Raw genomic sequence first — 21,939 nt, 5'->3', positions numbered from 1 at the left:
GAGCTTCTCCAAAAACCGGGCGCGCATTCTACCTGAATTGAGGCTTCAGAAGGCCGGCAATTTCACCTTCGCGACACTCTGCATGACAAATGTTGCGAACTGATGCTGACAGGCCGGCAAAGCTTTCGCCCGCTGCTGGCAAAAGGCTAAGCTACAGTTAATTCAGTGTTGGTATCTTCAACGCTTGTCATGATTTCTCTGTTCGGACGTCTCATGCGCAGTCGCCTTTTTGGTCTTTTATCCTGTTTTCTTCTTTCTGCCACTGCCATCCAAACAGCACAGGCGGTGGACCTGTCTACCCAGCGTCAATACTACGATGAAGCCAAGCGTGCCCTGGCCAAGGGTGATACAGGTCCTTACTTCCGTTACAGCCAGGCTCTTAGTGATTACCCGTTGGAGCCTTATCTTGCGTATGACGAACTGACCGCACGTCTGAAAACCGCGAGCAATGCCGAAATCGAGAAATTTCTCGCCGAACACGGCGACCTGCCGCAAGCCAACTGGATGAAACTTCGCTGGTTGCGCTGGCTGGCCGATCGCGGCGACTGGGAGACCTTCGTCAAGTACTACGACCCCAAACTCAATTTCACCGAACTGGACTGCCTGAACGCGCAGAATCAGATCGCGCGCAAACAGAAGACCGAAGGTTATGCCAACGCCGAAAAACTCTGGCTGACCGGTAAATCGCTGCCTGGGGCATGTGATGGCTTGTTCGGGATCTGGGCCGCCGAAGGTCAACTGACCGAACAGAAACGCTGGGAGCGCACTAAACTCGCCGCCCAGGCGCGCAACTACCCGTTGGCCAACAGCCTGGTGAGTGGCCTGACCACCCTCGCCCCTCGCGGTCGTTTGTTGATAGATGTGGCGCAGAAACCCGAGCTGCTCAATCAGCCGTCGCGCTTCACCCCGGCCGATGAGCCAATGTCCGACATCGTCAGCCTCGGCCTGCGCCGCCTGGCCAAACAGGATCCGGACAAGGCCATGGCCTTGCTCGACGGCTATGCCAGCAGCATGCACTTCTCGCGAGACGAAAAAGTGGCCATCGCCCGAGAAATCGGGCTGACCCTTGCACGACGTTTCGACAGCCGCGCGCTGGACGTGATGACCAAATACGACCCGGAGTTGCGGGACAACACCGTTTCTGAATGGCGCCTGCGCCTGCTATTGCGTCTGGCCCGCTGGGATGATGCCTATCAATTGACGCGTCGCCTGCCTCAGGATCTGGCCACCACCAACCGCTGGCGTTACTGGCAGGCTCGCAGCCTGGAACTGGCCCAGCCACAGAATCCCGAAGTACAGACGCTTTACAAGAACCTGGCTCAAGAGCGCGACTTCTACGGTTTCCTGGCCGCCGACCGCTCGCAATCCCCCTATTCACTGAACAACAAACCGCTGGTGCTCAGTCAGGCGCTGATCAACAAGGTGCGCAATACCCCAGGCATACGACGCGCCCTGGAATTCCATGCTCGCGGGCAGATCGTCGACGGTCGTCGCGAGTGGTACCACGTCAGCCGCCACTTCAACCGCGACGAAATGGTCGCCCAGGCGAAACTGGCCTACGACCTGAAATGGTATTTCCCGGCAATTCGCACCATCAGTCAGGCGAAGTACTGGGACGACCTGGATATCCGCTTCCCGATGGCCCACCGCGAAACCCTGGTGCGCGAAGCCAAGGCTCGCGGCCTGCACTCGAGCTGGGTGTTCGCCATCACTCGCCAGGAAAGTGCCTTCATGGCCGACGCCCGCTCCGGCGTCGGCGCCAGCGGCCTGATGCAGCTGATGCCCGGCACCGCCAAGGAGACTGCGCGCAAGTTCAGCATTCCACTGGCCTCGCCGCAGCAAGTGTTCGATCCGGACAAGAACATCCAGCTCGGTGCCGCCTACCTGAGCCAGGTTCACAGCCAGTTCAATGGCAACCGCGTCCTCGCGTCCGCAGCCTACAACGCCGGCCCCGGCCGCGTGCGTCAGTGGCTACGCGGTGCGGACCATCTGAGCTTCGACGTCTGGGTGGAAAGCATCCCGTTCGACGAAACCCGTCAGTACGTGCAGAACGTGCTGTCGTACTCGGTGATCTACGGCCAGAAGCTCAACTCACCGCAGCCGTTGGTGGATTGGCATGAGCGCTATTTTGACGATCAATGAGCCTTCGAAGCACTGACAAAAAATGCCCGCATCGATTGATGCGGGCATTTTTTATTCGCGTCCAGAACGACTACGCCGACTTGAGCCGTGCGGCAATCCGCTTGCCATGCTGGGTCAGTCGATATTTTTGAGCAGGGCTGCTTGGCGACCCGGGATTGGTCATTTCAATCAAGTTGGCAGCCAATGCGGACCTGAGATAGTTAGCCCGAAAGGTCGCCTTGTGAGCCAAACCGACCTCTGTCATTAAGTCGCTGATTTTAAGCGGGCCGTTAATATGGAGCGCTGAAAGCAATTTCCCTACTGGGTCGCTTACCAGGTCGGTTACTGGGTCGGTTACTGATTCACCAAGGGCTGCTTCCTCAAGCGCGAGACTCAATGCTTGCAGCATGAACTCGACAAAAGGCGTCGCCTCAGCCAACTGATCAGCCGCCGACAATGCCGCGTAATATGCATCCTGCTGATCTCGAATGACCGCTTCGACAGGCAAATATGCCAACACCGGGCGCCATTGACTGAGTATCAAAGTCTGCCAAAGACGGCCCATGCGTCCGTTACCGTCAGTGAAGGGATGGATGAACTCGAATTCGTAATGGAAGACGCAGCTGATGATTAGCGGATGCCAATCAGTCGCCGAGCATCCCCGCGACCAACGCCAACATTCTGGTGGTCAGGGTCAACGGGGGTTGATAACGACTCATATCTCTTTCCAGGCTCGCAACTGGGGTCGACATAATGCCCGACTCCGACAACATTCAGCAGCTCTCTTCACGCGGCCTCATGTCCATCGTTGAACTGCAACGCCGCCAACCGCGCATACAGCGCGTTACTCGCAATCAATTCCTGATGCGTCCCCACCGCCACCAGTTTCCCCTGGTCCATCACCGCGATCCGGTCAGCGTTTTTTACCGTCGCCAGCCGGTGGGCGATGACCAGCGTGGTGCGGTTTTTCATCAGGCTCGGCAGGGCTTGCTGGATCAGGTGTTCGCTCTGGGCGTCGAGAGCGCTGGTGGCTTCGTCCAGTAGCAGGATCGGTGCGTCCACCAGCAATGCCCGGGCGATGGCCAAGCGCTGGCGTTGGCCGCCGGACAAACCGAGGCCACCGTCGCCAAGGTGGGTCTGGTAGCCGTTTGGCATTTGTTCGATGAAGTCGTGGGCGTAGGCGATTTTCGCCGCTTCCTGAACCTGGGCCAGGGTGGCCGTCGGGTTGCCGTAGCGCAGGTTCTCTTCGATGCTGCCAAAGAACAGCGCCGGGGATTGCGAGACCAGTGCGAAGCAGCGGCGCAGGTCCAACGGATCGAGTTGAGTCAGCGGCACGCCGTCGAGCAAGATGCGTCCTTCGGCGGGGTCGTAGAAGCGCAGCAGCAAGTCATAAACCGTCGACTTGCCAGCACCGGACGGCCCGACCAATGCGAGGGTTTCGCCGGCATTGATCGTCAGATTCAAACCATCGACCGCATAGCTTTCGGGACGCGACGGGTAGGAAAAGCGCACGTCTTGCAGCACCAGGTCACCCTTTACCCGTTCAGGCAAGGTCACCAGGCCAGTCGTCGGTGGCTGGATGATGTTTTCCGAGCGCAGCAACTCGGCTATCCGCTCGGCGGCGCCAGCGGCACGCTGCAGTTCGCCGATCACTTCGCTCAACGTGCCGAATGCACTGCCGACAATCAGGCTGTAAAACACAAACGCCGCCAGCTCGCCCGCGGAAATCCGCCCGGCGATCACATCCATTCCGCCGACCCAGAGCATTACCCCGACGGCGCCCAGCACCAGCACGATCACCAGCGTTATCAGCCAGGCCCGTTGGAAGATCCGTTTGCGAGCGGTGTTGAAGGCCTCCTCCACGGTCGCGGCAAAGCGCTGCTCATCCTGGACTTGATGGTTGTAAGCCTGCACGGTTTTGATCTGGCCCAGGGTTTCGGAAACATAGCTGCCGATATCGGCAATCCGGTCCTGGCTCAGGCGCGACAGACTACGCACCCGACGGCCGAAGATCAGGATCGGCGCGATCACCAACGGCAACGCGACCACCACGATGCTGGTGAGTTTGGGGTTGGTGATAAACAGCAGGACAATCCCGCCGATCACCATCAACAGGTTGCGCAAAAACAGCGACAGCGAAGAGCCGATCACCGATTGCAGCAGCGTGGTGTCAGCAGTCAACCGCGACTGGATCTCGGAGCTGCGGTTGTCTTCGTAGAATCCTGGGTGCAGATAAATCAGATGATTGAACACTTGACGACGGATGTCCGCGACAACGCGCTCGCCGATCCATGAGACCAGGTAAAAACGCGCGAAGGTGCCAATCGCCAGCCCGACCACCAGCAACATGAACAAGCCGATGGACTGGTTGAGCAAATGCGGCGACTGGGTCATGAAACCCTGATCCACCAGCAGGCGAATCCCCTGCCCCATGGACAAGGTAATACCCGCCGTGACGATCAATGCGAGCAAGGCACCGACGGCCGGCCAGCGATAAGGCGCGATGAAACGCAGGGCCAGGCGCATGGCGCGACGGTGACGGGAAGAGAGGATGGAGATCATTCGATGGCGCAACCAATAGGGTTTGACGCGATCAAGCCTACACCGGTCGATGGGATTGAACGCTGTAAATCAAAATGAGTCAGGTTAAATATGACCGCAAAGACTAGGCCCTAGACGGTATTGGTCTAAAGTCCGAGTGGCAACGCCGCGGTATTTCTGGTGGACTGATGTCGCCGCCCTGGAAAGATCGCAAGAAGCTGTCACAGCCCGGTCACGTGGCGGTTCTACAGTTAGTACACAACCTGATGAGGAGACAGGCCATGTCCTTGCAAAACAGCAGCGAAGACAAGATTCCAGTGATCCGCACGCAGCCAGACCAGTCTTTGGGTTGCTCGATTATCGATAAGGATGGGCGAGAAGTACCGATCACTGAAAACATGATCCAGGACGCTTGCCGCGAACTGGAAAAGCGATTGGTCAAGCCTGCCGAACAAGAGTGATATAGCCACCGTCTTCTTGACCCGGCCTCTGATGGCCGGGTTTTTTATGGCTGCTGATCCAGAATTGAGGTGCAGCCATTCGCGAGCAGGCTCGCTCCCACAATACGACTGAGATTAATGTGGGAGCGAGCCTGCTCGCGAAGGGGCCAACTCGATGTTCAGACAGCAGAAGCCCCCAACCCCGCGACGATCTTCTGCAATGCCGGCGAATCCCCCTCGATCCGCACCCGCAACCCATCAATCTCACGCCGCAATGGATAATGTTTGCGCAGTGAATCGAACGCCGCACGCTGTTCGCTCACATTGCCTACAAGGCTGCGACGGAAATCCGCATCGTCGCGGCGCGGGTCGTACACGCCACGGCACAACATGGCCAGCGACCAGGCCGGATCGCTGTTGGCGTTCAAGGTCACTTGCGACAACCAGGGCGCGGGCAGCAAATCGTTCAAGTTGATCGGGGCCGCTTGCCCGAGAAAAGCGCAATAGGCCTGATAGATCTGCGCAGTCCCACGTTGTCTGCCATCGAGGCTGTAACCGGCAATGTGCGGCGTTGCCAGCACGCAGAGTTCGGCCAAGGCCACATCGACCTCCGGCTCGCCTTCCCAGACGTCCAGCACTGCTTGCAGGTCTTCACGTTGCAGCAGCACCTCGCGCAGGGCGGCGTTGTCCACCACCGGGCCACGACTGGCGTTGATCAACCAGGCGCCAGGCTTGAGCTGGTTCAAGCGGTTTTTATCCAACAGATGCCAGGTCGACTGGGCACCGTGTTTCTTCAACGGCGTGTGCAGGCTGATGACATCGCACTGCTCGATGATCTGTTCGAGGCTGACGTAATCGCCACCTTCTGCCGCTTGCCTTGGCGGATCGCAGACCAGCACGTTCCAGCCCAGACCTTGCAGAACCTTGACCAATCGGCCGCCCACTTCACCGGCACCGACGATGCCGTAGGTGCGTTGTGCCAGGTCGGCGCCTTCGATTTCGGCCAGGGTCAGCAGACTGCCGAGCACGTAGTCGACCACGCCGCGGGCGTTGCAGCCGGGTGCACTGGACCAGGTGATGCCGGCCCGCTGAAAGTAATCCAGATCCAGGTGATCGGTGCCGATGGTGCAGGTGCCGACAAAGCGGACCTTGCTGCCTTCGAGCAACGCGCGGTTAACGTTGGTCACCGAGCGCACCAGCAGCACATCGGCCTGTTCGACGGTGGCGCGGTCGATTGAACGTCCCGGCACCCGGCGGATTTCACCGAAACCTTCGAAGAAGGCATCGAGCAGCGGGATATTTTCGTCGGCAACAATCAGCATGGCAGGCTCCTTTGGCGGATCGGCAGTGTAGGCGGAGATGGCCGGTGTGAGCCAGCAAGCATTGCACAGACCCTGTAGCAGCTGGCGCAGCCTGCGTTCGGCTGCGAAGCAGTCGTAAACCCTGTGCTCGCGGTTTACCTGATACACCGCGCTGCCTGATTTCACGACTGCTTCGCAGCCGAACGCAGGCTGCGCCAGCTGCTACAGGGTCTGCGGCGCCATAGAGAATCGAAAACCGATTACAAATCCCTAACACAGCTCTTTTCCTGACCACTGCGTCAGGGCGTAGAATGCGCCGCCTTGCGCATCAATATCTCTGGACGTTTCGCCCTTGAATTCCGTGACTGACCGCCCCGCCGCTACCTCCCTCACCCGCCCGGCCCGGGTTCGCCTGGAGCTGAAAAACCTGCTCGGCCTGGCCTTGCCGATCATGATCGCGCAGCTGGCGACCACCGCCATGGGCTTCGTCGATGCGGTAATGGCGGGCCGGGTCGGGCCACGGGATCTGGCAGCGGTGGCGCTGGGCAACTCGATCTGGGTGCCGGTGTTTCTGTTGATGACCGGCACGCTGCTGGCGACCACCCCGAAAGTCGCCCAGCGTTTCGGTGCCGGCACCCACAGCGAAATCGGCCCGATCGTGCGCCAGGCTCTGTGGCTAGCATTGGTGGTGGGCTTGATGGCGACCGGCATGTTGTTCAGCGCCGAACCGATTCTGCACATCATGAAGGTCGATCCCGAATTGATCGGCCCGTGCATGCAATACCTGCACGGCATCGCCAGTGGTTTGCCCGCCGTTGCCTTCTACCATGTGCTGCGCTGCTTCAGTGATGGACTGGGACGTACGCGCCCGGCCATGGTGCTGGGGCTGTGCGGACTGGCGTTGAACATTCCGCTGAATTACATCTTCATCTATGGCCACTTCGGTGTGCCGGCCATGGGCGGTGTCGGTTGCGGTTGGGCCACGGCGATCGTGATGTGGGTAATGGCGCTGGGCATGGCCGGGTGGGAGCGCTGGGCGCCAGCGTATCAGTCGAGTGAGTTGTTCAGCCGTTTCGACTGGCCGCAGTGGTCGGTGATCAAACGCCTGCTGGGCATCGGCCTGCCGATCGGCATCGCGGTGTTCGCCGAGTCGAGCATCTTCGCTGTGATTGCGCTGCTGATCGGCAGCCTCGGCGCGACGGTGGTGGCCGGGCACCAGATTGCGCTGAACTTCAGCTCGCTGGTGTTCATGATCCCCTACTCCCTCGGCATGGCCGTGACCGTGCGAGTCGGTCAGGCGCTGGGCCGCGAGGAGCCACGTGAAGCCCGCTTCGCCGCCGGTGTCGGCATGGGCACCGCCCTGGCTTATGCGTGTTTGTCGGCGAGCCTGATGCTATTGCTGCGTGAACCCATTGCTGCGATTTACACCGCCGACCCGACGGTGATTCATGTCGCGGCGATGCTGATTGTGTATTCGGCGCTGTTCCAGTTTTCCGACGCGATCCAGGTGACGGCTGCCGGCGCGTTGCGCGGCTATCAGGACACGCGGGTGACGATGATCCTGACGCTGTTCGCTTACTGGGGCATTGGTCTGCCGGTGGGTTACGCGCTGGGCCTGACCGATTGGTTCGGCGCGCCGAGCGGCCCGAGCGGGCTGTGGCAGGGATTGATCGTGGGCTTGAGTTGCGCGGCGTTGATGCTGTCGATCCGCCTGACGCGCAGTGCACGCAAGCGGATCCGCATCAGCCATTCGGCGGGTTAAGCGAGTTTCTTGCGGATCCAGTAGAGGTAGGTGCCTGCCTCTTCGTGCTGCGCCACCAGTTCGTGGTCGAGAAACACACAGAACTTGGGAATGTCGCGACGGGTCGACGGGTCGGTGGCGATCACCTTGAGCAGGCCGCCGGGCACCAGGTCACGGATGTGCTGGTGCAGCATCATCACCGGTTCCGGGCAGTTGAGGCCGGTGGCGTCGAGGGTGCCGTCAACCGGCGTATCAATCATTTCACTCATGATTCACTCCTGAAACTTGCCGGCATTGTCGCGCATTGCCGGGTGTTCGGTCATCTGTGGCGTTACACCGCTGATCGTTCCCACGCTCTGCGTGGGAATGCATCCCGTGACGCTCCGCGTCACATTCAAAGGCGGAACGCGGAGCGTCCCCGGCGGCATTCCCACGCAGAGCGTGGGAACGATCAGTGTGCAAGATCAGCGGGACTTGGGTTTCTTCACGTCTAGCCGGCGCAGGTGGCAGGTCACTTCTTCACGGTCGTGATACAGCTGCTTGCAGCCGATCTCGACCCGAATCCCGCGTTCCTTGAACCCGTCGGCAATGCGTTCCAGCAAGCGCTTCACTTCGGCGTAACGCTGTTTCATCGGCAGCTTGAGGTTGACCACCGCTTCGCGGCAATGCCCTTCGCCAATCCACTCTTCCAGCATCGCGGCGTTGCGCGCCGGTTTCTCGACGATGTCGCAGACCATCCAGTCCACCGGCTGCTTGGGCTTGAAGGTGAAACCGTCGGCCATCAAGTGTTGCACCAGACCTGTGTCCATCAGGCTTTCGGCCATCGGGCCGTTGTCGATGGCAGTCACCAGCATGCCGCGGTTGACCAGTTGCCAGGTCCAGCCGCCGGGTGCGGCGCCAAGGTCGACGCCAGTCATGTCGCTGTGCAGACGCTCGTCCCACTGGTCGCGCGGGATGAAATGGTGCCACGCCTCTTCGAGTTTCAGCGTCGAACGGCTCGGCGCTTCACGCGGAAACTTCAGGCGCGGAATGCCCATCGGCCACATCGCCGAGTTGTTCGACTCGGCCAGGCCCATGAACACTTCTCGGCCACTTTTGAAAGTCAGCAGCAGGCGCGGTTTGTGGGCATCTTCAACCAGTTTTCCAGCGGCCATCAGCGCCTTGCGCAGGTGGCCTTCGAACTTCTTGCAGAAGTTCGACAGTTCCTTGCCATCGTTGGTGTCGACCATTTCCAGCCACAGGCTGCCGCACAGCGGAAAGTCCGCCATGTGCGCGAGGATCACGCTGATGCGGTCGGTTTCCGGCAGATCGATGAAGATCCCGCGAGCCCACTGCCGCGGGAAGATCAGATCGGCGAAACGCTGGCCACGCATCAGGCGCTCGGCACCGTCTTCTTCGGTGCAGATGAATTCGGCGCAGGCGCTGGCGGTCTTGGCCTTGGCATAACCGGCCACGTTCAGCCGCGCGGCGTGTTCGGAAATCTCGGAACAGACTTCGCCTTCGAAGCCCGGCCGGCAATGCATAAAGAGGGTGTTCATTCTTACTCCTGGGCAGATGGCGAGAAATTCAACCACTGCGCGATGCCCAGACTTGCGTTGAAGCAAAGCCTGTCACGAAAACCGGCGCATGATAGCTGAGTTCGGAACCCTGGGCTTGGCCATAGAGTCCAGTTATTAGCGTTAACGAATGAACAGGGCTAGGTTAAAGGCTCTGTCTGTCCCGTCAGTCCGTAGCCGTGCGGACTCAAAGGAGTCATTTCAATGCCGTCCCTCGATAGCCTGAAAACCCTTAAAACCTTACAAGTCGACGACAAGACCTATCACTATTTCAGCCTGCCGGATGCCGCCAAAAGCCTGGGCGACCTGGACAAGCTGCCCATGTCGTTGAAAGTGCTGCTGGAAAACCTGCTGCGCTGGGAAGATGAAAAAACCGTCACCGGCGCCGACCTCAAGGCGATTGCCGCCTGGCTCAAGGAGCGTCGCTCCGACCGCGAAATCCAGTACCGTCCCGCGCGGGTGTTGATGCAGGACTTTACCGGCGTTCCCGCGGTGGTCGATCTGGCCGCCATGCGCGCCGCGATGGCCAAGGCCGGCGGCGACCCGCAGCGTATCAATCCGCTCTCCCCCGTGGACCTGGTGATCGACCATTCGGTGATGGTCGACAAATTCGCCAGCGCCAGCGCCTTCGAACAGAACGTCGACATCGAAATGCAACGCAATGGCGAACGTTATGCGTTCCTGCGCTGGGGCCAAAGCGCCTTCAACAACTTCAGCGTGGTGCCGCCGGGCACCGGGATCTGCCACCAGGTAAATCTGGAATACCTGGGGCGCACGGTCTGGACCAAGGACGAGGACGGTCGCACCTACGCCTTCCCCGACACCCTGGTCGGCACCGACTCCCACACCACCATGATCAACGGTCTCGGCGTACTCGGCTGGGGTGTCGGCGGGATCGAAGCGGAAGCGGCGATGCTGGGTCAACCGGTGTCGATGCTGATCCCGGAAGTGATCGGCTTCAAACTCACCGGCAAGCTCAAGGAAGGCATCACCGCCACCGACCTGGTGCTGACCGTCACCCAGATGCTGCGCAAGAAAGGCGTGGTCGGCAAATTCGTCGAGTTCTACGGTGACGGCCTCGCCGACCTGCCGCTGGCCGACCGCGCGACCATCGCCAACATGGCCCCGGAATACGGTGCCACCTGCGGCTTTTTCCCGGTGGATGACATCACCCTGGACTACCTGCGTTTATCCGGTCGCAGCAGCGAAACCGTGAAACTGGTCGAGGCCTACAGCAAAATCCAGGGCCTGTGGCGCCTGCCGGGTCAGGAACCGGTGTTCACCGACAGCCTAGCGTTGGACATGGGCAGCGTCGAAGCCAGCCTTGCCGGGCCGAAACGCCCACAAGACCGGGTATCGCTGCCGCATGTCGCGCAAGCGTTCAGTGACTTCGTCGATCTGCAATTCAAACCCACCAGCAAGGAAATCGGTCGTCTCGAAAGTGAAGGCGGCGGTGGCGTTGCGGTGGGCAATGCCGACCTGGCTGGTGAAGCCGACTACGAGTACGAAGGTCAGACCTATCGATTGAAAAACGGTGCGGTGGTGATCGCGGCGATTACCTCCTGCACCAACACTTCCAACCCGAGCGTGATGATGGCCGCCGGCCTGGTGGCGAAGAAAGCCGTGGAAAAAGGCCTCAAGCGCAAACCGTGGGTCAAGAGTTCGCTGGCCCCGGGCTCGAAAGTGGTCACTGACTACTACAAGGCTGCCGGCCTGACTCAATACCTTGATGAACTGGGTTTTGCCTTGGTCGGTTACGGCTGCACCACTTGCATTGGCAACTCCGGGCCATTGTCGGAGCCGATCGAAAAAGCCATTCAGGCCGCCGACTTGACCGTCGCCTCGGTGCTATCGGGCAACCGCAACTTCGAAGGTCGTGTGCATCCGTTGGTGAAAACCAACTGGCTGGCCTCCCCACCGCTGGTCGTCGCTTATGCCCTGGCCGGTACGGTTCGCATCGACATCAGCAGCGAGCCTTTGGGTACCGACAAAGAGGGCAATCTGGTGTATCTGCGGGACATCTGGCCAAGCACCAAGGAAATCGCCGACGCGGTGAACCAGGTCAATACCGCGATGTTCCACAAGGAATACGCCGAAGTGTTTGCCGGCGATGAGCAATGGCAGGCAATCGAAGTGCCGCAAGCGGCGACCTATGTCTGGCAGGACGATTCGACGTACATCCAGCATCCACCATTCTTCGACGACATCGGCGGGCCGCCGCCGGTGGTCAAGGACGTCGCCGGTGCCAGAGTCCTCGCGCTGCTGGGTGATTCGGTGACCACCGACCACATCTCCCCGGCCGGCAACATCAAGGCCGACAGCCCCGCAGGCCACTACCTGCGCGACAAAGGTGTGGAACCACGGGACTTCAACTCCTACGGCTCGCGACGGGGCAACCACGAAGTGATGATGCGCGGCACCTTTGCCAACATCCGCATTCGTAACGAGATGCTCGGCGGCGAAGAAGGCGGTAATACGATTTACATTCCCACCGGGGAGAGGATGCCGATCTACGATGCGGCCATGCGTTATCAAGCCTCGGGCACGCCGCTGGTGGTGATTGCCGGGCAAGAATACGGCACCGGTTCGAGTCGCGATTGGGCGGCGAAGGGCACCAATCTGTTGGGGGTCAAAGCGGTCATTGCCGAGAGCTTCGAACGGATACACCGTTCCAACCTGGTGGGCATGGGCGTGTTGCCGTTGCAGTTCAAACTGGATCAAAACCGCAAGAGCCTGAACCTGACCGGCAAGGAGACACTGGACATTCTCGGCTTGACCGGCGTCGAGCTGACGCCGCGGATGAACCTGACGCTGGTGATCACCCGTGAAGACGGCAGCCGCGAGAAAATCGAGGTGTTGTGCCGGATCGATACCCTCAATGAGGTGGAGTACTTCAAGGCCGGGGGGATTTTGCATTACGTGTTGCGGCAGTTGATTGCCTCGTAATAGCCAACTGACACAGACACCGCCTTCGGGCGGTGTTTTTGTTTGGGCCGCGAGCCACCCTATACTCCCGCGCCCTATGTAGCAGCTGCCGAAGGCTGCGTTCGGCTGCGAAGCAGTCGTAAACCCTGAATCCACGATAAATCTGAAAGACCGCGGTGCCTGATTAGCGACTGCTTCGCAGCCGAACGCAGCCTTCGGCAGCTGCTACAGGTTATCCGCTGACCAAAAACCAAGGACTTCAAATAATGACTCTGCCATGGAACTACCTGGCCCTTCTTTCTATTGGCTATGGTCTGGCACTGAGCTACGGCCATCTCGGATGGCTCGCCGGGATATCCGTCGCGCTGCTGCTGACTGCCGGTTTTGCGGTGCGCCAACAACAGGTGCGGATCGGCCACTACCTCGGTCATGGCTTGTTCATTTTCATGGCCTTGGCGTTGGCGCTGCACTGGCTCCCCGGGTTCTACAACGGTCGAGGGATCAACCCTCAACGTTTTACCGATGATGCCGTGACGTTTGCCATGTACCTGAATCTGGACAAGCCCCTGATCGGTTTCTGGCTACTGCTGGTCTGCCCGTGGATTGTCGGCCGACGTTCGCTGCGCCTCGGCGTTTATGCCTCTGCGCTGGCGCTGTCCCTGAGTGCCGTGCTGGCCTTGGGTGGCGCGCTGTTGCTGGGCGTGATCAGTTGGGCACCGAAGTGGCCGGATCAAGCCTGGTTGTGGCTACTGAACAACCTGCTGCTGGTGACGCTGGTCGAGGAAGCGCTCTTTCGCGGCTATATCCAGGGTGGTCTGACCCGGTGCTTCAAAAACCTGCCCTACGGTGAAAACCTCGCCCTTCTCCTTGCCTCGCTGTTGTTCGGCCTGGCGCATGTGGGGGCCGGTTGGCAATGGGTGTTGCTGGCGAGCCTGGCAGGTGTCAGCTATGGTCTGGCCTACCGTTTTGGTGGCTTGGGTGCGGCCATCGCCACCCATTTCGGCCTGAACCTGCTGCATTTCGGACTGTTCACCTATCCGATGCTTGCCAGCTGACGCAAGGGTCGTTTTGCGACGCGCCACTGATTACCGAAAAATAATCTCAATAAATGGCTGACGATGCCGACAACCCGTCAAAGCCTTGCGGATTGAAAAAGCCATGCGTAACAACCAGCCTATTACACAACGCGAACGGACCTTCCCGGCTCAGCAACGGTTGATTTCCACCACCGATGCCAAGGGCGTGATCACCTACTGCAACGACGCTTTCGTCGAAATCAGCGGGTATTCTCGTGAAGAGCTGATCCGTGCGCCGCATAACCTGGTCCGTCACCCTGACGTCCCGGCCGCGGTATTCGCGCACATGTGGGGCACACTGAAACAAGGCTTGCCATGGATGGGCATTGTCAAGAATCGCTGCAAGACCGGTGATCACTACTGGGTTAACGCCTATGTCACGCCGGTTTTCGAAGGCAATCAGGTGGTCGGTTACGAATCGGTGCGGGTCAAACCCACCGCCGAGCAGATCCGCCGTGCCGAAGCGCTCTACCAACGCATCAACCAGGGCAAGTCGGCGATTCCTTCAACGGACAAATGGCTGCCGGTGCTACAGGACTGGCTGCCGTTCATTCTGGTCAGCCAACTGAGCTTCATGATCGGTGCGTCGCTCAATTCCCAATGGGGTTTTGCGTTGGCCGCCGGTCTGTCGGTGCCATTGGGTCTGTTGGGCTTGAGCTGGCAACAGCGCGGCCTCAAGCGTCTGCTGCACCTGGCTGGGCAGACCACCTCCGACCCGCTGATCGCGCAGATGTACACCGACAGCCGTGGCGCTCAAGCGCGTCTGGAAATGTCGATCCTCAGCCAGGAAGCCCGCCTGAAAACCTGCCTGACCCGTCTGCAGGACACCGCCGAGCACCTGAGCGAACAAGCGAAACAGTCCGACACCCTGGCGCATAACAGCTCCAATGGTCTGGAACGCCAACGCGTCGAAACCGAGCAAGTGGCCACTGCCGTCAATCAGATGGCCGCCACCACGCAGGAAGTCGCCAGCCACGTGCAGCGCACGGCCGATGCGACTCAAGAAGCCAATCGCCTGACCGGTCGCGGTCGCGACATCGCTGGGGAAACCCGCGAAGCCATCCAGCGCCTGTCGGTGGTGGTGGGTGAAACCGGGCTGACCGTGACCCAACTGGCCAAGGACAGCGACGAAATCGGTGGCGTGGTCGATGTGATCAAAGGCATCGCCGACCAGACCAACCTGCTGGCCTTGAACGCGGCTATCGAAGCGGCCCGTGCCGGTGAAATGGGTCGTGGCTTCGCGGTAGTCGCCGACGAAGTTCGCCAACTGGCGCAACGCACCAGCGAATCCACCGGGCAGATCCACGCGTTGATCGCCAAGCTCCAGCAAACCGCCAGCACCGCGGTGCAAACCATGGAGGCTGGCCATCGCCAGGCCGAAGAAGGTGTGGCGCGGGTTCTGGAAGCGGATCAGGCGCTAGTGGGGATCAGCGAAGCGGTGGCCAACATCACCGACATGACCACCCAGATCGCGGCGGCGACCGAAGAGCAAAGCGCTGTCGCCGAAGAGATCAGCCGTAACATCAGCAACATCTCGCACCTGGCGGATCAGACCTCGGAACAGGCGCAACACTCGGCATTGTTGAGTGAAGAGCTGACGAAGACGGCGAATACCCAGTATTCGTTGGTGGAGCGGTTTAACCGCTGATAGCGCCTCGCCTGATCCTGATCGTTCCCACGCTCTGCGTGGGAACGATCGCTTAGCGCAGGAAATCAGCAACCTTCTGCGCCGCAGTCTCCAAATGCTGCTCATGGGTAAACCCGGAAGCCTTCAACGGCTTCAAATCATGATCCCCCGCCGCCAGCCAGAACACCTCGATACTCGGTGCCAACGTGTAAGCCTCGACGGCCTCACGATTGCCCAACGCATCCCGCTCGCCCTGCACGATTAACGTCCGCGTCTTCAGCACGGCCAAATGCTCGACCCGTGGCTTCTCAGGTTTCCCTACCGCATAAAACGGATATCCGAGGCACACCAACGCATCGGCCTCCAGTTCATCCGCCAACAAACTCGCCATCCGCCCGCCCATGGACTTGCCACCAATGGCCAGACGCCCAGCGACATGGCGTCGCACCACGGCATAGACCTCACACCAGCACTCGAGCAGTTTCGGCGCTGGGTTCGGTGGACGTTTACCCCCATCAACACGCCGTTGCGCCATGTACGGAAACTCGAAGCGCAGCACGTTGATCCCAGATGCAGCAAGGCGCGCAGCCATGTCGTTCATCCAGGCGCTGTCCATGGGTGCGCCGGCACCGTGAGCGAGAATCAGCGTCGCCGATGCTGGAGTGGTGGCGGCATTCCATAACCATCCATGATCCCGTACACACCGCGCCCATTGATCCTCGTCAATACTGGCCTTGTGCTCTTTGTCCATGCTTGCCTCGCTTTTAGTCTGCCTATAACTCCAGGCGAAGGGAGCGTCTGCCGTGCGGCTTACTCGCAAAGGCAGGCCCTCACTTCGGCTGAACCGTGGATGGGGAACCATGAACACTTCTATCAGTACCGCCTACAACTACAAGGTGGTCCGCCAATTCGCCATTATGACGGTGGTGTGGGGCATCGTCGGAATGGGGCTCGGGGTTTTTCTCGCGGCTCAATTGGTCTGGCCTGAACTCAACTTCAATCTGCCGTGGACCAGCTTCGGGCGTCTGCGCCCGCTGCACACTAACGCAGTGATCTTCGCCTTCGGCGGTTGCGCCCTGTTCGCCAGTTCGTTCTATTCGGTGCAACGCACCTGCCAGACCCGACTGTTCGCGCCGAAAATCGCCGCATTCTGTTTCTGGGGCTGGCAGCTTGTGATCCTGCTGGCGGCCATCAGCCTGCCGCTGGGTTACACCAGTTCCAAGGAATACGCCGAGCTTGAATGGCCGATCGACATTCTGATCACCATTGTCTGGGTGGCCTATGCCGTCGTGTTCTTTGGCACGATCATGCAGCGCAAGACCAAACACATCTATGTCGGTAACTGGTTCTTCGGTGGCTTCATCATCACCGTGGCGATCCTGCACATCGTCAACAACCTGGAATTGCCGGTGAGTTTCACCAAGTCCTACTCGCTGTACGCCGGTGCGACTGATGCCATGGTGCAGTGGTGGTACGGGCACAACGCCGTAGGCTTTTTCCTCACCGCCGGTTTCCTCGGGATGATGTACTACTTCGTGCCGAAACAGGCTGAGCGTCCGGTGTACTCCTATCGCTTGTCGATCGTGCACTTCTGGGCGCTGATCACCCTGTACATCTGGGCCGGTCCGCACCACTTGCACTACACCGCGCTGCCGGACTGGGCGCAGTCGCTGGGCATGGTGATGTCGCTGATCCTGCTGGCGCCGAGCTGGGGCGGGATGATCAACGGGATGATGACGCTCTCGGGCGCCTGGCATAAGTTGCGCAGCGACCCGATCCTGCGCTTCCTCGTGGTCTCGCTGGCCTTCTACGGCATGTCGACCTTCGAAGGGCCGATGATGGCGATCAAGACGGTCAACGCCCTCTCCCACTACACCGACTGGACCATCGGCCATGTTCACGCCGGCGCCCTCGGTTGGGTCGCGATGATCTCCATCGGCGCGCTGTACCACATGATCCCGAAAATCTTCGGTCGCACGCAGATGCACAGCATCGGCCTGATCAACGCGCACTTCTGGCTCGCGACCATCGGCACCGTGCTGTACATCGCGTCGATGTGGGTCAACGGCATTGCCCAGGGCCTCATGTGGCGCGCGGTCAACGAAGACGGCACGCTGACCTACTCCTTCGTCGAAACCCTGGTGGCCAGCCACCCAGGCTTCGTCGTGCGTCTGGTAGGCGGTGCGATTTTCTTCAGCGGCATGTTGCTGATGGCCTACAACACCTGGCGCACCGTACGGGCCTCGCAGCCTGCCGAAGCCGCCGCTGCCGCGCAGATCGCCTGAGGAGTCCGTCATGAAACACGAAACAATCGAGAAAAACGTCGGCCTGCTGATGCTGCTGATGGTGTTGGCTGTGAGCATCGGCGGTCTGACCCAGATCGTCCCGCTGTTCTTTCAGGACGTGACCAATAAACCAGTGGAAGGCATGAAGCCCTACACCGCGCTGCAACTGGAAGGTCGCGACATTTACATCCGCGAAGGCTGCGTTGGTTGCCATTCGCAGATGATCCGCCCGTTCCGTGCTGAAACGGAACGCTATGGCCACTACTCGGTGGCCGGTGAAAGCGTCTGGGATCACCCGTTCCTCTGGGGCTCCAAGCGCACCGGTCCGGACCTGGCCCGCGTCGGCGGTCGCTACTCCGAAGACTGGCATCGCGCGCACTTGTACAACCCGCGCAACGTGGTGCCGGAATCGAAGATGCCGGCCTACCCGTGGCTGGTGGACAACAAGGTCGATAGCAGCCACACCGAAACCAAGATCCGCGCCATGCGCACCCTCGGCGTGCCGTACACCGATGAAGACATCACAGGTTCAGTCGCCTCGCTCCAGGGCAAGACCGAAATGGACGCACTGGTCGCTTACCTGCAAGTGCTCGGCACATCCATCAAGAGCAAGAGGTGAGCCATGGCCATGCCCTTTGAAATCGTAAGCGTAATGAGCAGTGGAATGATCCGCGGCCTGGGCACGGTCGTGGTGTTCCTGGCCTTCGTCGGCCTGACGCTGTGGGTGTTCAACAGAAAGCGCAATCCGGAATTCGCCGAAGCGCGCTTGCTGCCGTTCGCCGATGAACCCCTGCCCGATGACGCCACCCAAGAACCTGAAACAAGGAGTACCCGGCCATGACCACTTTCTGGAGTACGTGGATCTGCGTACTGACCATTGGCAGCCTGATCGGCTTGACCTGGCTGCTGATCGGCACCCGCAAGGGCGAAACCAAGGGCAGCGTCGACCAGACCATGGGCCACAGCTTCGACGGCATCGAGGAGTACGACAACCCACTGCCGCAATGGTGGTTCCTGCTGTTCGCCGGCACGCTGGTGTTTGCCGTCGGTTATCTGGTGCTTTATCCGGGCCTGGGCAACTGGAAAGGCATTCTGCCGGGTTACGAGAACGGTTGGACCGGCGTCAACGAGTGGGAAAAGGAGATGAACAAGGCTGACGCGAAGTTCGGGCCGATCTTCGCCAAATTCGCGGCGATGCCCGTGGAAGAAGTGGCGACGGACCCGCTGGCGTTGAAAATGGGCGGTCGCCTGTTTGCCTCCAATTGCGCGGTTTGCCACGGCTCGGATGCCAAGGGCGCTTTCGGCTTCCCGAACCTGGCGGACACCACCTGGCGCTGGGGCGGCAACGCCGAAACGATCAAAACCACGATCATGGGTGGTCGCATGGCCGCGATGCCGGCCTGGGGTGAAATCCTGGGTGATGCCGGGGTGAAAAACGTTGCGGCTTATGTGCGCCATGACCTGGCCGGACTGCCGTTGCCTGCCGACAATGGCGCCGATCTGCACGCCGGACAGCAAGCGTTCAGCACCATGTGCGTAGCTTGTCATGGGGCAAACGGCAAGGGCACTGAAGCCATGGGTGCGCCGAACCTGACGCAACCGGCCGGCTTTATCTACGGTACAAGCCTGGCGCAGTTGCAACAGACCATTCGTCATGGCCGCCAAGGTCATATGCCGGCGCAGAACGAACTGCTCGGCAACGACAAAGTGCAACTGCTGGCGGCTTACGTTTACAGCTTGTCCCACGGTTTGAGCACCGAACGTTTGCAGGCTGAAGGCAAACACGAATAAATCTCGACTGCTCTGCTGCCGCATTCTCCCGGATGCGGCAGTTCCCTGCCCCTTTGCGACCAAGTGTCGCACCCCTGCGCTGGTCCTCCTTTCAGTTCCCCGGATTCAGGTCTAAGCTTCCCCCGATGCGGACTGGCATGAGCCGGTTCCAGGTCGACCCGACCCGATGTGTTCGACGAATCTACTCGATGACAGGCCGCAAAGGCTGGTAGATACCGGCTGTCATGCCAATTGCCATCTGTCACCCGATCGTCGGGTTTGAACACACCCCGTTACATCCGACCTGACCCCCTCACCCATTTCGTCTGCTGCGACATTTTGCCCTTGGCCAATTTTGTCCTTACGCGGCGCATGGAAAGGCCGCAGAATCAGCTTTTGAAAGCATTGACCCAGGTCATGGCGCGTTGCAATGACCCCCCGCTTTCTCCATACTTGCGGCCGATTTTTACTCCTAATAAAACACCCAAACCGTGGAACCTTAGAATGAGCACAGCAATCAGTCCGACTGCTTATAACTATAAGGTAGTCCGCCAGTTCGCCATCATGACGGTGGTCTGGGGGATCCTTGGCATGGGGCTTGGTGTCTTCATCGCCTCACAGCTTGTATGGCCGGAATTGAACTTCGGTCTGCCGTGGACGACTTTTGGACGCTTACGCCCGTTGCACACCAACCTGGTGATTTTCGCCTTCGGTGGTTGTGCTCTGTTTGCCACTTCTTATTACGTCGTGCAGCGAACCTGCCAAACGCGACTGATTTCCGACAGCCTCGCCGCCTTCACCTTCTGGGGTTGGCAAGCGGTGATCGTCGGCGCGATCGTTACCTTGCCGTTGGGTTACACCACCACCAAGGAATACGCGGAACTGGAATGGCCCCTGGCTATTCTGCTGGCCATCGTCTGGGTTACCTACGGTCTGGTGTTCTTCGGCACCATCACCAAGCGCAAGACCAAGCACATCTATGTGGGTAACTGGTTCTACGGTGCCTTCATCGTTGTGACGGCGATGCTGCACATCGTCAACCACGCCTCCCTGCCGGTCAGTTTCTTCAAGTCCTACTCGGCCTACGCCGGTGCGACTGATGCGATGATCCAGTGGTGGTACGGCCACAACGCGGTGGGTTTCTTCCTGACCACGGGCTTCCTGGGGATGATGTACTACTTCGTTCCGAAGCAGGCCGAGCGTCCGATCTACTCCTATCGCCTGTCGATCGTGCACTTCTGGGCGTTGATCACCCTGTACATCTGGGCCGGTCCGCACCACCTGCACTACACCGCGCTGCCGGACTGGGCTCAGTCCCTGGGCATGGCGATGTCGATCATCCTGCTGGCACCGAGCTGGGGCGGCATGATCAACGGCATGATGACCCTGTCGGGCGCCTGGCATAAGCTGCGCACCGACCCGATCCTGCGCTTCCTCGTGGTATCGCTGGCGTTCTACGGCATGTCGACCTTCGAAGGCCCGATGATGGCCATCAAGACCGTCAACTCGCTGTCCCACTACACCGACTGGACCATCGGCCACGTGCACGCTGGCGCCTTGGGTTGGGTAGCGATGATCTCGATCGGCGCGATCTACCACATGATCCCGAAACTGTTCGGTCGTGTGCAGATGCACAGCATCGGCCTGATCAACACGCACTTCTGGCTCGCAACCATCGGTACCGTGCTGTACATCGCTTCGATGTGGGTCAACGGCATCACCCAGGGTCTGATGTGGCGTGCAATCAACGACGACGGCACCCTCACCTATTCGTTCGTCGAAGCGCTGCAAGCCAGCCATCCTGGTTTCATCGTTCGCGCCCTGGGCGGTGCGTTCTTCGCCAGCGGCATGCTGTTCATGGCCTACAACGTATGGCGTACCGTACGTGCCTCGAACCCGGCTGAAGCCAAAGCTGCTGAACAGATTGCTGTAGTTGGAGCTCACTGATGAAGCATGAAGCAGTCGAGAAGAACATTGGCCTGCTGGCCTTCTTCATGGTTATCGCCGTCAGCATCGGCGGCTTGACCCAGATCGTTCCGCTGTTTTTCCAGGACGTCACCAACAAGCCGGTCGAAGGCATGAAGCCTCGCACCGCCCTTGAACTGGAAGGCCGCGACATCTACATCGCCAACGGTTGTGTCGGCTGCCACTCGCAGATGATCCGCCCGTTCCGTGCTGAAACCGAACGTTATGGCCACTACTCGGTCGCTGGTGAAAGCGTCTGGGACCACCCGTTCCTGTGGGGTTCCAAGCGTACCGGTCCGGACCTGGCCCGTGTCGGCGGTCGTTATTCCGATGACTGGCAGCGTGCGCATTTGTACAACCCGCGCAACGTAGTGCCTGAGTCGAAAATGCCGGCCTACCCGTTCCTCGTGGAAAACAAGCTCGACGGCAAAGACACCGCCAAGAAAATGGAAGTCTTGCGCACGCTCGGCGTCCCTTACACCGACGAAGACATCGCCGGTGCCCAGGATGCTGTGAAGGGCAAAACCGAAATGGACGCGCTGGTGGCCTATCTGCAAGGCCTGGGCACCATCATCAAAAGCAAACGGTGAT

Annotated in this window: 17 protein-coding genes and 1 pseudogene; 12 read left to right on the top strand and 6 right to left on the bottom strand. The window is 59.9% G+C overall.

The genetic code is table 11. From position 1 onward, the window contains the following. Nucleotides 1-213 precede the first annotated feature (213 nt). Entirely contained in the window at nucleotides 214-2,142 is a 1,929-nt protein-coding gene (locus BLW70_RS14840) for a transglycosylase SLT domain-containing protein (protein ID WP_074875115.1), read from the top strand. 70 nt (nucleotides 2,143-2,212) lie between these two features. On the opposite strand, the pseudogene BLW70_RS14835 reads toward BLW70_RS14840, so the two are convergent. Next, nucleotides 2,213-2,773, bottom strand: a pseudogene (locus tag BLW70_RS14835) (Fic family protein); the annotation flags it as partial. A 134-nt stretch (nucleotides 2,774-2,907) separates the two neighbouring features. Further along, nucleotides 2,908-4,683: an ABC transporter transmembrane domain-containing protein gene (locus BLW70_RS14830; protein ID WP_162493956.1), complete on the bottom strand. Its 1,776-nt coding sequence runs from the start codon at nucleotides 4,681-4,683 to the stop codon at nucleotides 2,908-2,910. Nucleotides 4,684-4,943: 260 nt separating this feature from the next. Here BLW70_RS14830 and BLW70_RS14825 point away from each other — a divergent pair, with 260 nt between their 5' ends. Beyond that, nucleotides 4,944-5,123, top strand: coding sequence for a PA1571 family protein (locus tag BLW70_RS14825; RefSeq protein WP_074875113.1), 180 nt, complete (start codon nucleotides 4,944-4,946; stop codon nucleotides 5,121-5,123). 158 nt (nucleotides 5,124-5,281) lie between these two features. Here BLW70_RS14825 and pdxB read toward each other — a convergent pair whose 3' ends face one another. Continuing rightward, nucleotides 5,282-6,424 (bottom strand): 4-phosphoerythronate dehydrogenase PdxB, encoded by a 1,143-nt coding sequence (pdxB, locus tag BLW70_RS14820; RefSeq protein ID WP_074875111.1) that lies wholly within the window; start codon nucleotides 6,422-6,424, stop codon nucleotides 5,282-5,284. Between the two features lie 331 nt (nucleotides 6,425-6,755). Between pdxB and BLW70_RS14815 the strand changes: the two genes are divergently transcribed. Next, the gene (locus BLW70_RS14815; RefSeq protein WP_074875109.1) at nucleotides 6,756-8,165 is read left to right on the top strand and encodes an MATE family efflux transporter; all 1,410 of its coding nucleotides are present in this window, start codon (nucleotides 6,756-6,758) and stop codon (nucleotides 8,163-8,165) included. Here the strand turns inward: BLW70_RS14815 and tusA are convergent. Both tusA and rlmM read right to left on the bottom strand, forming a co-directional pair. Next, the gene (tusA, locus tag BLW70_RS14810) at nucleotides 8,162-8,413 is read right to left on the bottom strand and encodes a sulfurtransferase TusA (RefSeq protein WP_007907805.1); all 252 of its coding nucleotides are present in this window, start codon (nucleotides 8,411-8,413) and stop codon (nucleotides 8,162-8,164) included. The genes BLW70_RS14815 and tusA overlap by 4 nt on opposite strands. 195 nt (nucleotides 8,414-8,608) lie before the next feature. Then, nucleotides 8,609-9,682: a 23S rRNA (cytidine(2498)-2'-O)-methyltransferase RlmM gene (rlmM, locus tag BLW70_RS14805; RefSeq protein ID WP_008157308.1), complete on the bottom strand. Its 1,074-nt coding sequence runs from the start codon at nucleotides 9,680-9,682 to the stop codon at nucleotides 8,609-8,611. Nucleotides 9,683-9,904: 222 nt separating this feature from the next. On the opposite strand from rlmM, the gene acnA reads away from it, so the two are divergent. From acnA to BLW70_RS14790, 3 genes are all read left to right on the top strand, one after another. After that, nucleotides 9,905-12,646: an aconitate hydratase AcnA gene (gene acnA / locus BLW70_RS14800; protein ID WP_074875107.1), complete on the top strand. Its 2,742-nt coding sequence runs from the start codon at nucleotides 9,905-9,907 to the stop codon at nucleotides 12,644-12,646. A 242-nt stretch (nucleotides 12,647-12,888) separates the two neighbouring features. After that, nucleotides 12,889-13,680, top strand: a complete 792-nt coding sequence (locus BLW70_RS14795; RefSeq protein ID WP_102616079.1) for a CPBP family glutamic-type intramembrane protease — start codon at nucleotides 12,889-12,891, stop codon at nucleotides 13,678-13,680. A 103-nt stretch (nucleotides 13,681-13,783) separates the two neighbouring features. Further along, nucleotides 13,784-15,349, top strand: coding sequence for a methyl-accepting chemotaxis protein (locus BLW70_RS14790; protein WP_074875103.1), 1,566 nt, complete (start codon nucleotides 13,784-13,786; stop codon nucleotides 15,347-15,349). A 52-nt stretch (nucleotides 15,350-15,401) separates the two neighbouring features. On the opposite strand, the gene BLW70_RS14785 is transcribed toward BLW70_RS14790, so the two are convergent. Next, nucleotides 15,402-16,079 (bottom strand): alpha/beta family hydrolase, encoded by a 678-nt coding sequence (locus BLW70_RS14785; protein ID WP_074880568.1) that lies wholly within the window; start codon nucleotides 16,077-16,079, stop codon nucleotides 15,402-15,404. A gap of 109 nt (nucleotides 16,080-16,188) precedes the next feature. Here BLW70_RS14785 and ccoN (BLW70_RS14780) point away from each other — a divergent pair, with 109 nt between their 5' ends. From ccoN (BLW70_RS14780) to ccoO (BLW70_RS14755), 6 genes are all read left to right on the top strand, one after another. Further along, the gene (gene ccoN, locus BLW70_RS14780) at nucleotides 16,189-17,613 is read left to right on the top strand and encodes a cytochrome-c oxidase, cbb3-type subunit I (RefSeq protein WP_074875101.1); all 1,425 of its coding nucleotides are present in this window, start codon (nucleotides 16,189-16,191) and stop codon (nucleotides 17,611-17,613) included. A gap of 10 nt (nucleotides 17,614-17,623) precedes the next feature. After that, complete coding sequence (ccoO, locus tag BLW70_RS14775; protein ID WP_074875099.1) at nucleotides 17,624-18,232, top strand: cytochrome-c oxidase, cbb3-type subunit II; 609 nt, start codon at nucleotides 17,624-17,626, stop codon at nucleotides 18,230-18,232. Nucleotides 18,233-18,241: 9 nt separating this feature from the next. Continuing rightward, nucleotides 18,242-18,454 (top strand): cbb3-type cytochrome oxidase subunit 3, encoded by a 213-nt coding sequence (locus BLW70_RS14770; protein WP_371916913.1) that lies wholly within the window; start codon nucleotides 18,242-18,244, stop codon nucleotides 18,452-18,454. Continuing rightward, nucleotides 18,451-19,404, top strand: coding sequence for a cytochrome-c oxidase, cbb3-type subunit III (gene ccoP / locus BLW70_RS14765; protein ID WP_074875094.1), 954 nt, complete (start codon nucleotides 18,451-18,453; stop codon nucleotides 19,402-19,404). Before BLW70_RS14770 ends, ccoP begins: the two co-directional genes overlap by 4 nt. 483 nt (nucleotides 19,405-19,887) lie before the next feature. Continuing rightward, entirely contained in the window at nucleotides 19,888-21,330 is a 1,443-nt protein-coding gene (gene ccoN / locus BLW70_RS14760; RefSeq protein ID WP_008157290.1) for a cytochrome-c oxidase, cbb3-type subunit I, read from the top strand. Continuing rightward, nucleotides 21,330-21,938, top strand: a complete 609-nt coding sequence (ccoO, locus tag BLW70_RS14755; protein ID WP_017337535.1) for a cytochrome-c oxidase, cbb3-type subunit II — start codon at nucleotides 21,330-21,332, stop codon at nucleotides 21,936-21,938. The genes ccoN (BLW70_RS14760) and ccoO (BLW70_RS14755) overlap by 1 nt, the downstream gene beginning before the upstream one ends. Nucleotide 21,939: the final 1 nt, after the last annotated feature.

Source organism: Pseudomonas frederiksbergensis (genome assembly GCF_900105495.1).
GTDB classification, from domain to species: Bacteria; Pseudomonadota; Gammaproteobacteria; order Pseudomonadales; family Pseudomonadaceae; genus Aquipseudomonas; species Aquipseudomonas frederiksbergensis.
The sequence above is the reverse complement of the archived record's forward strand: the minus strand, read 5'-3'. Positions and strand labels throughout refer to the sequence as shown.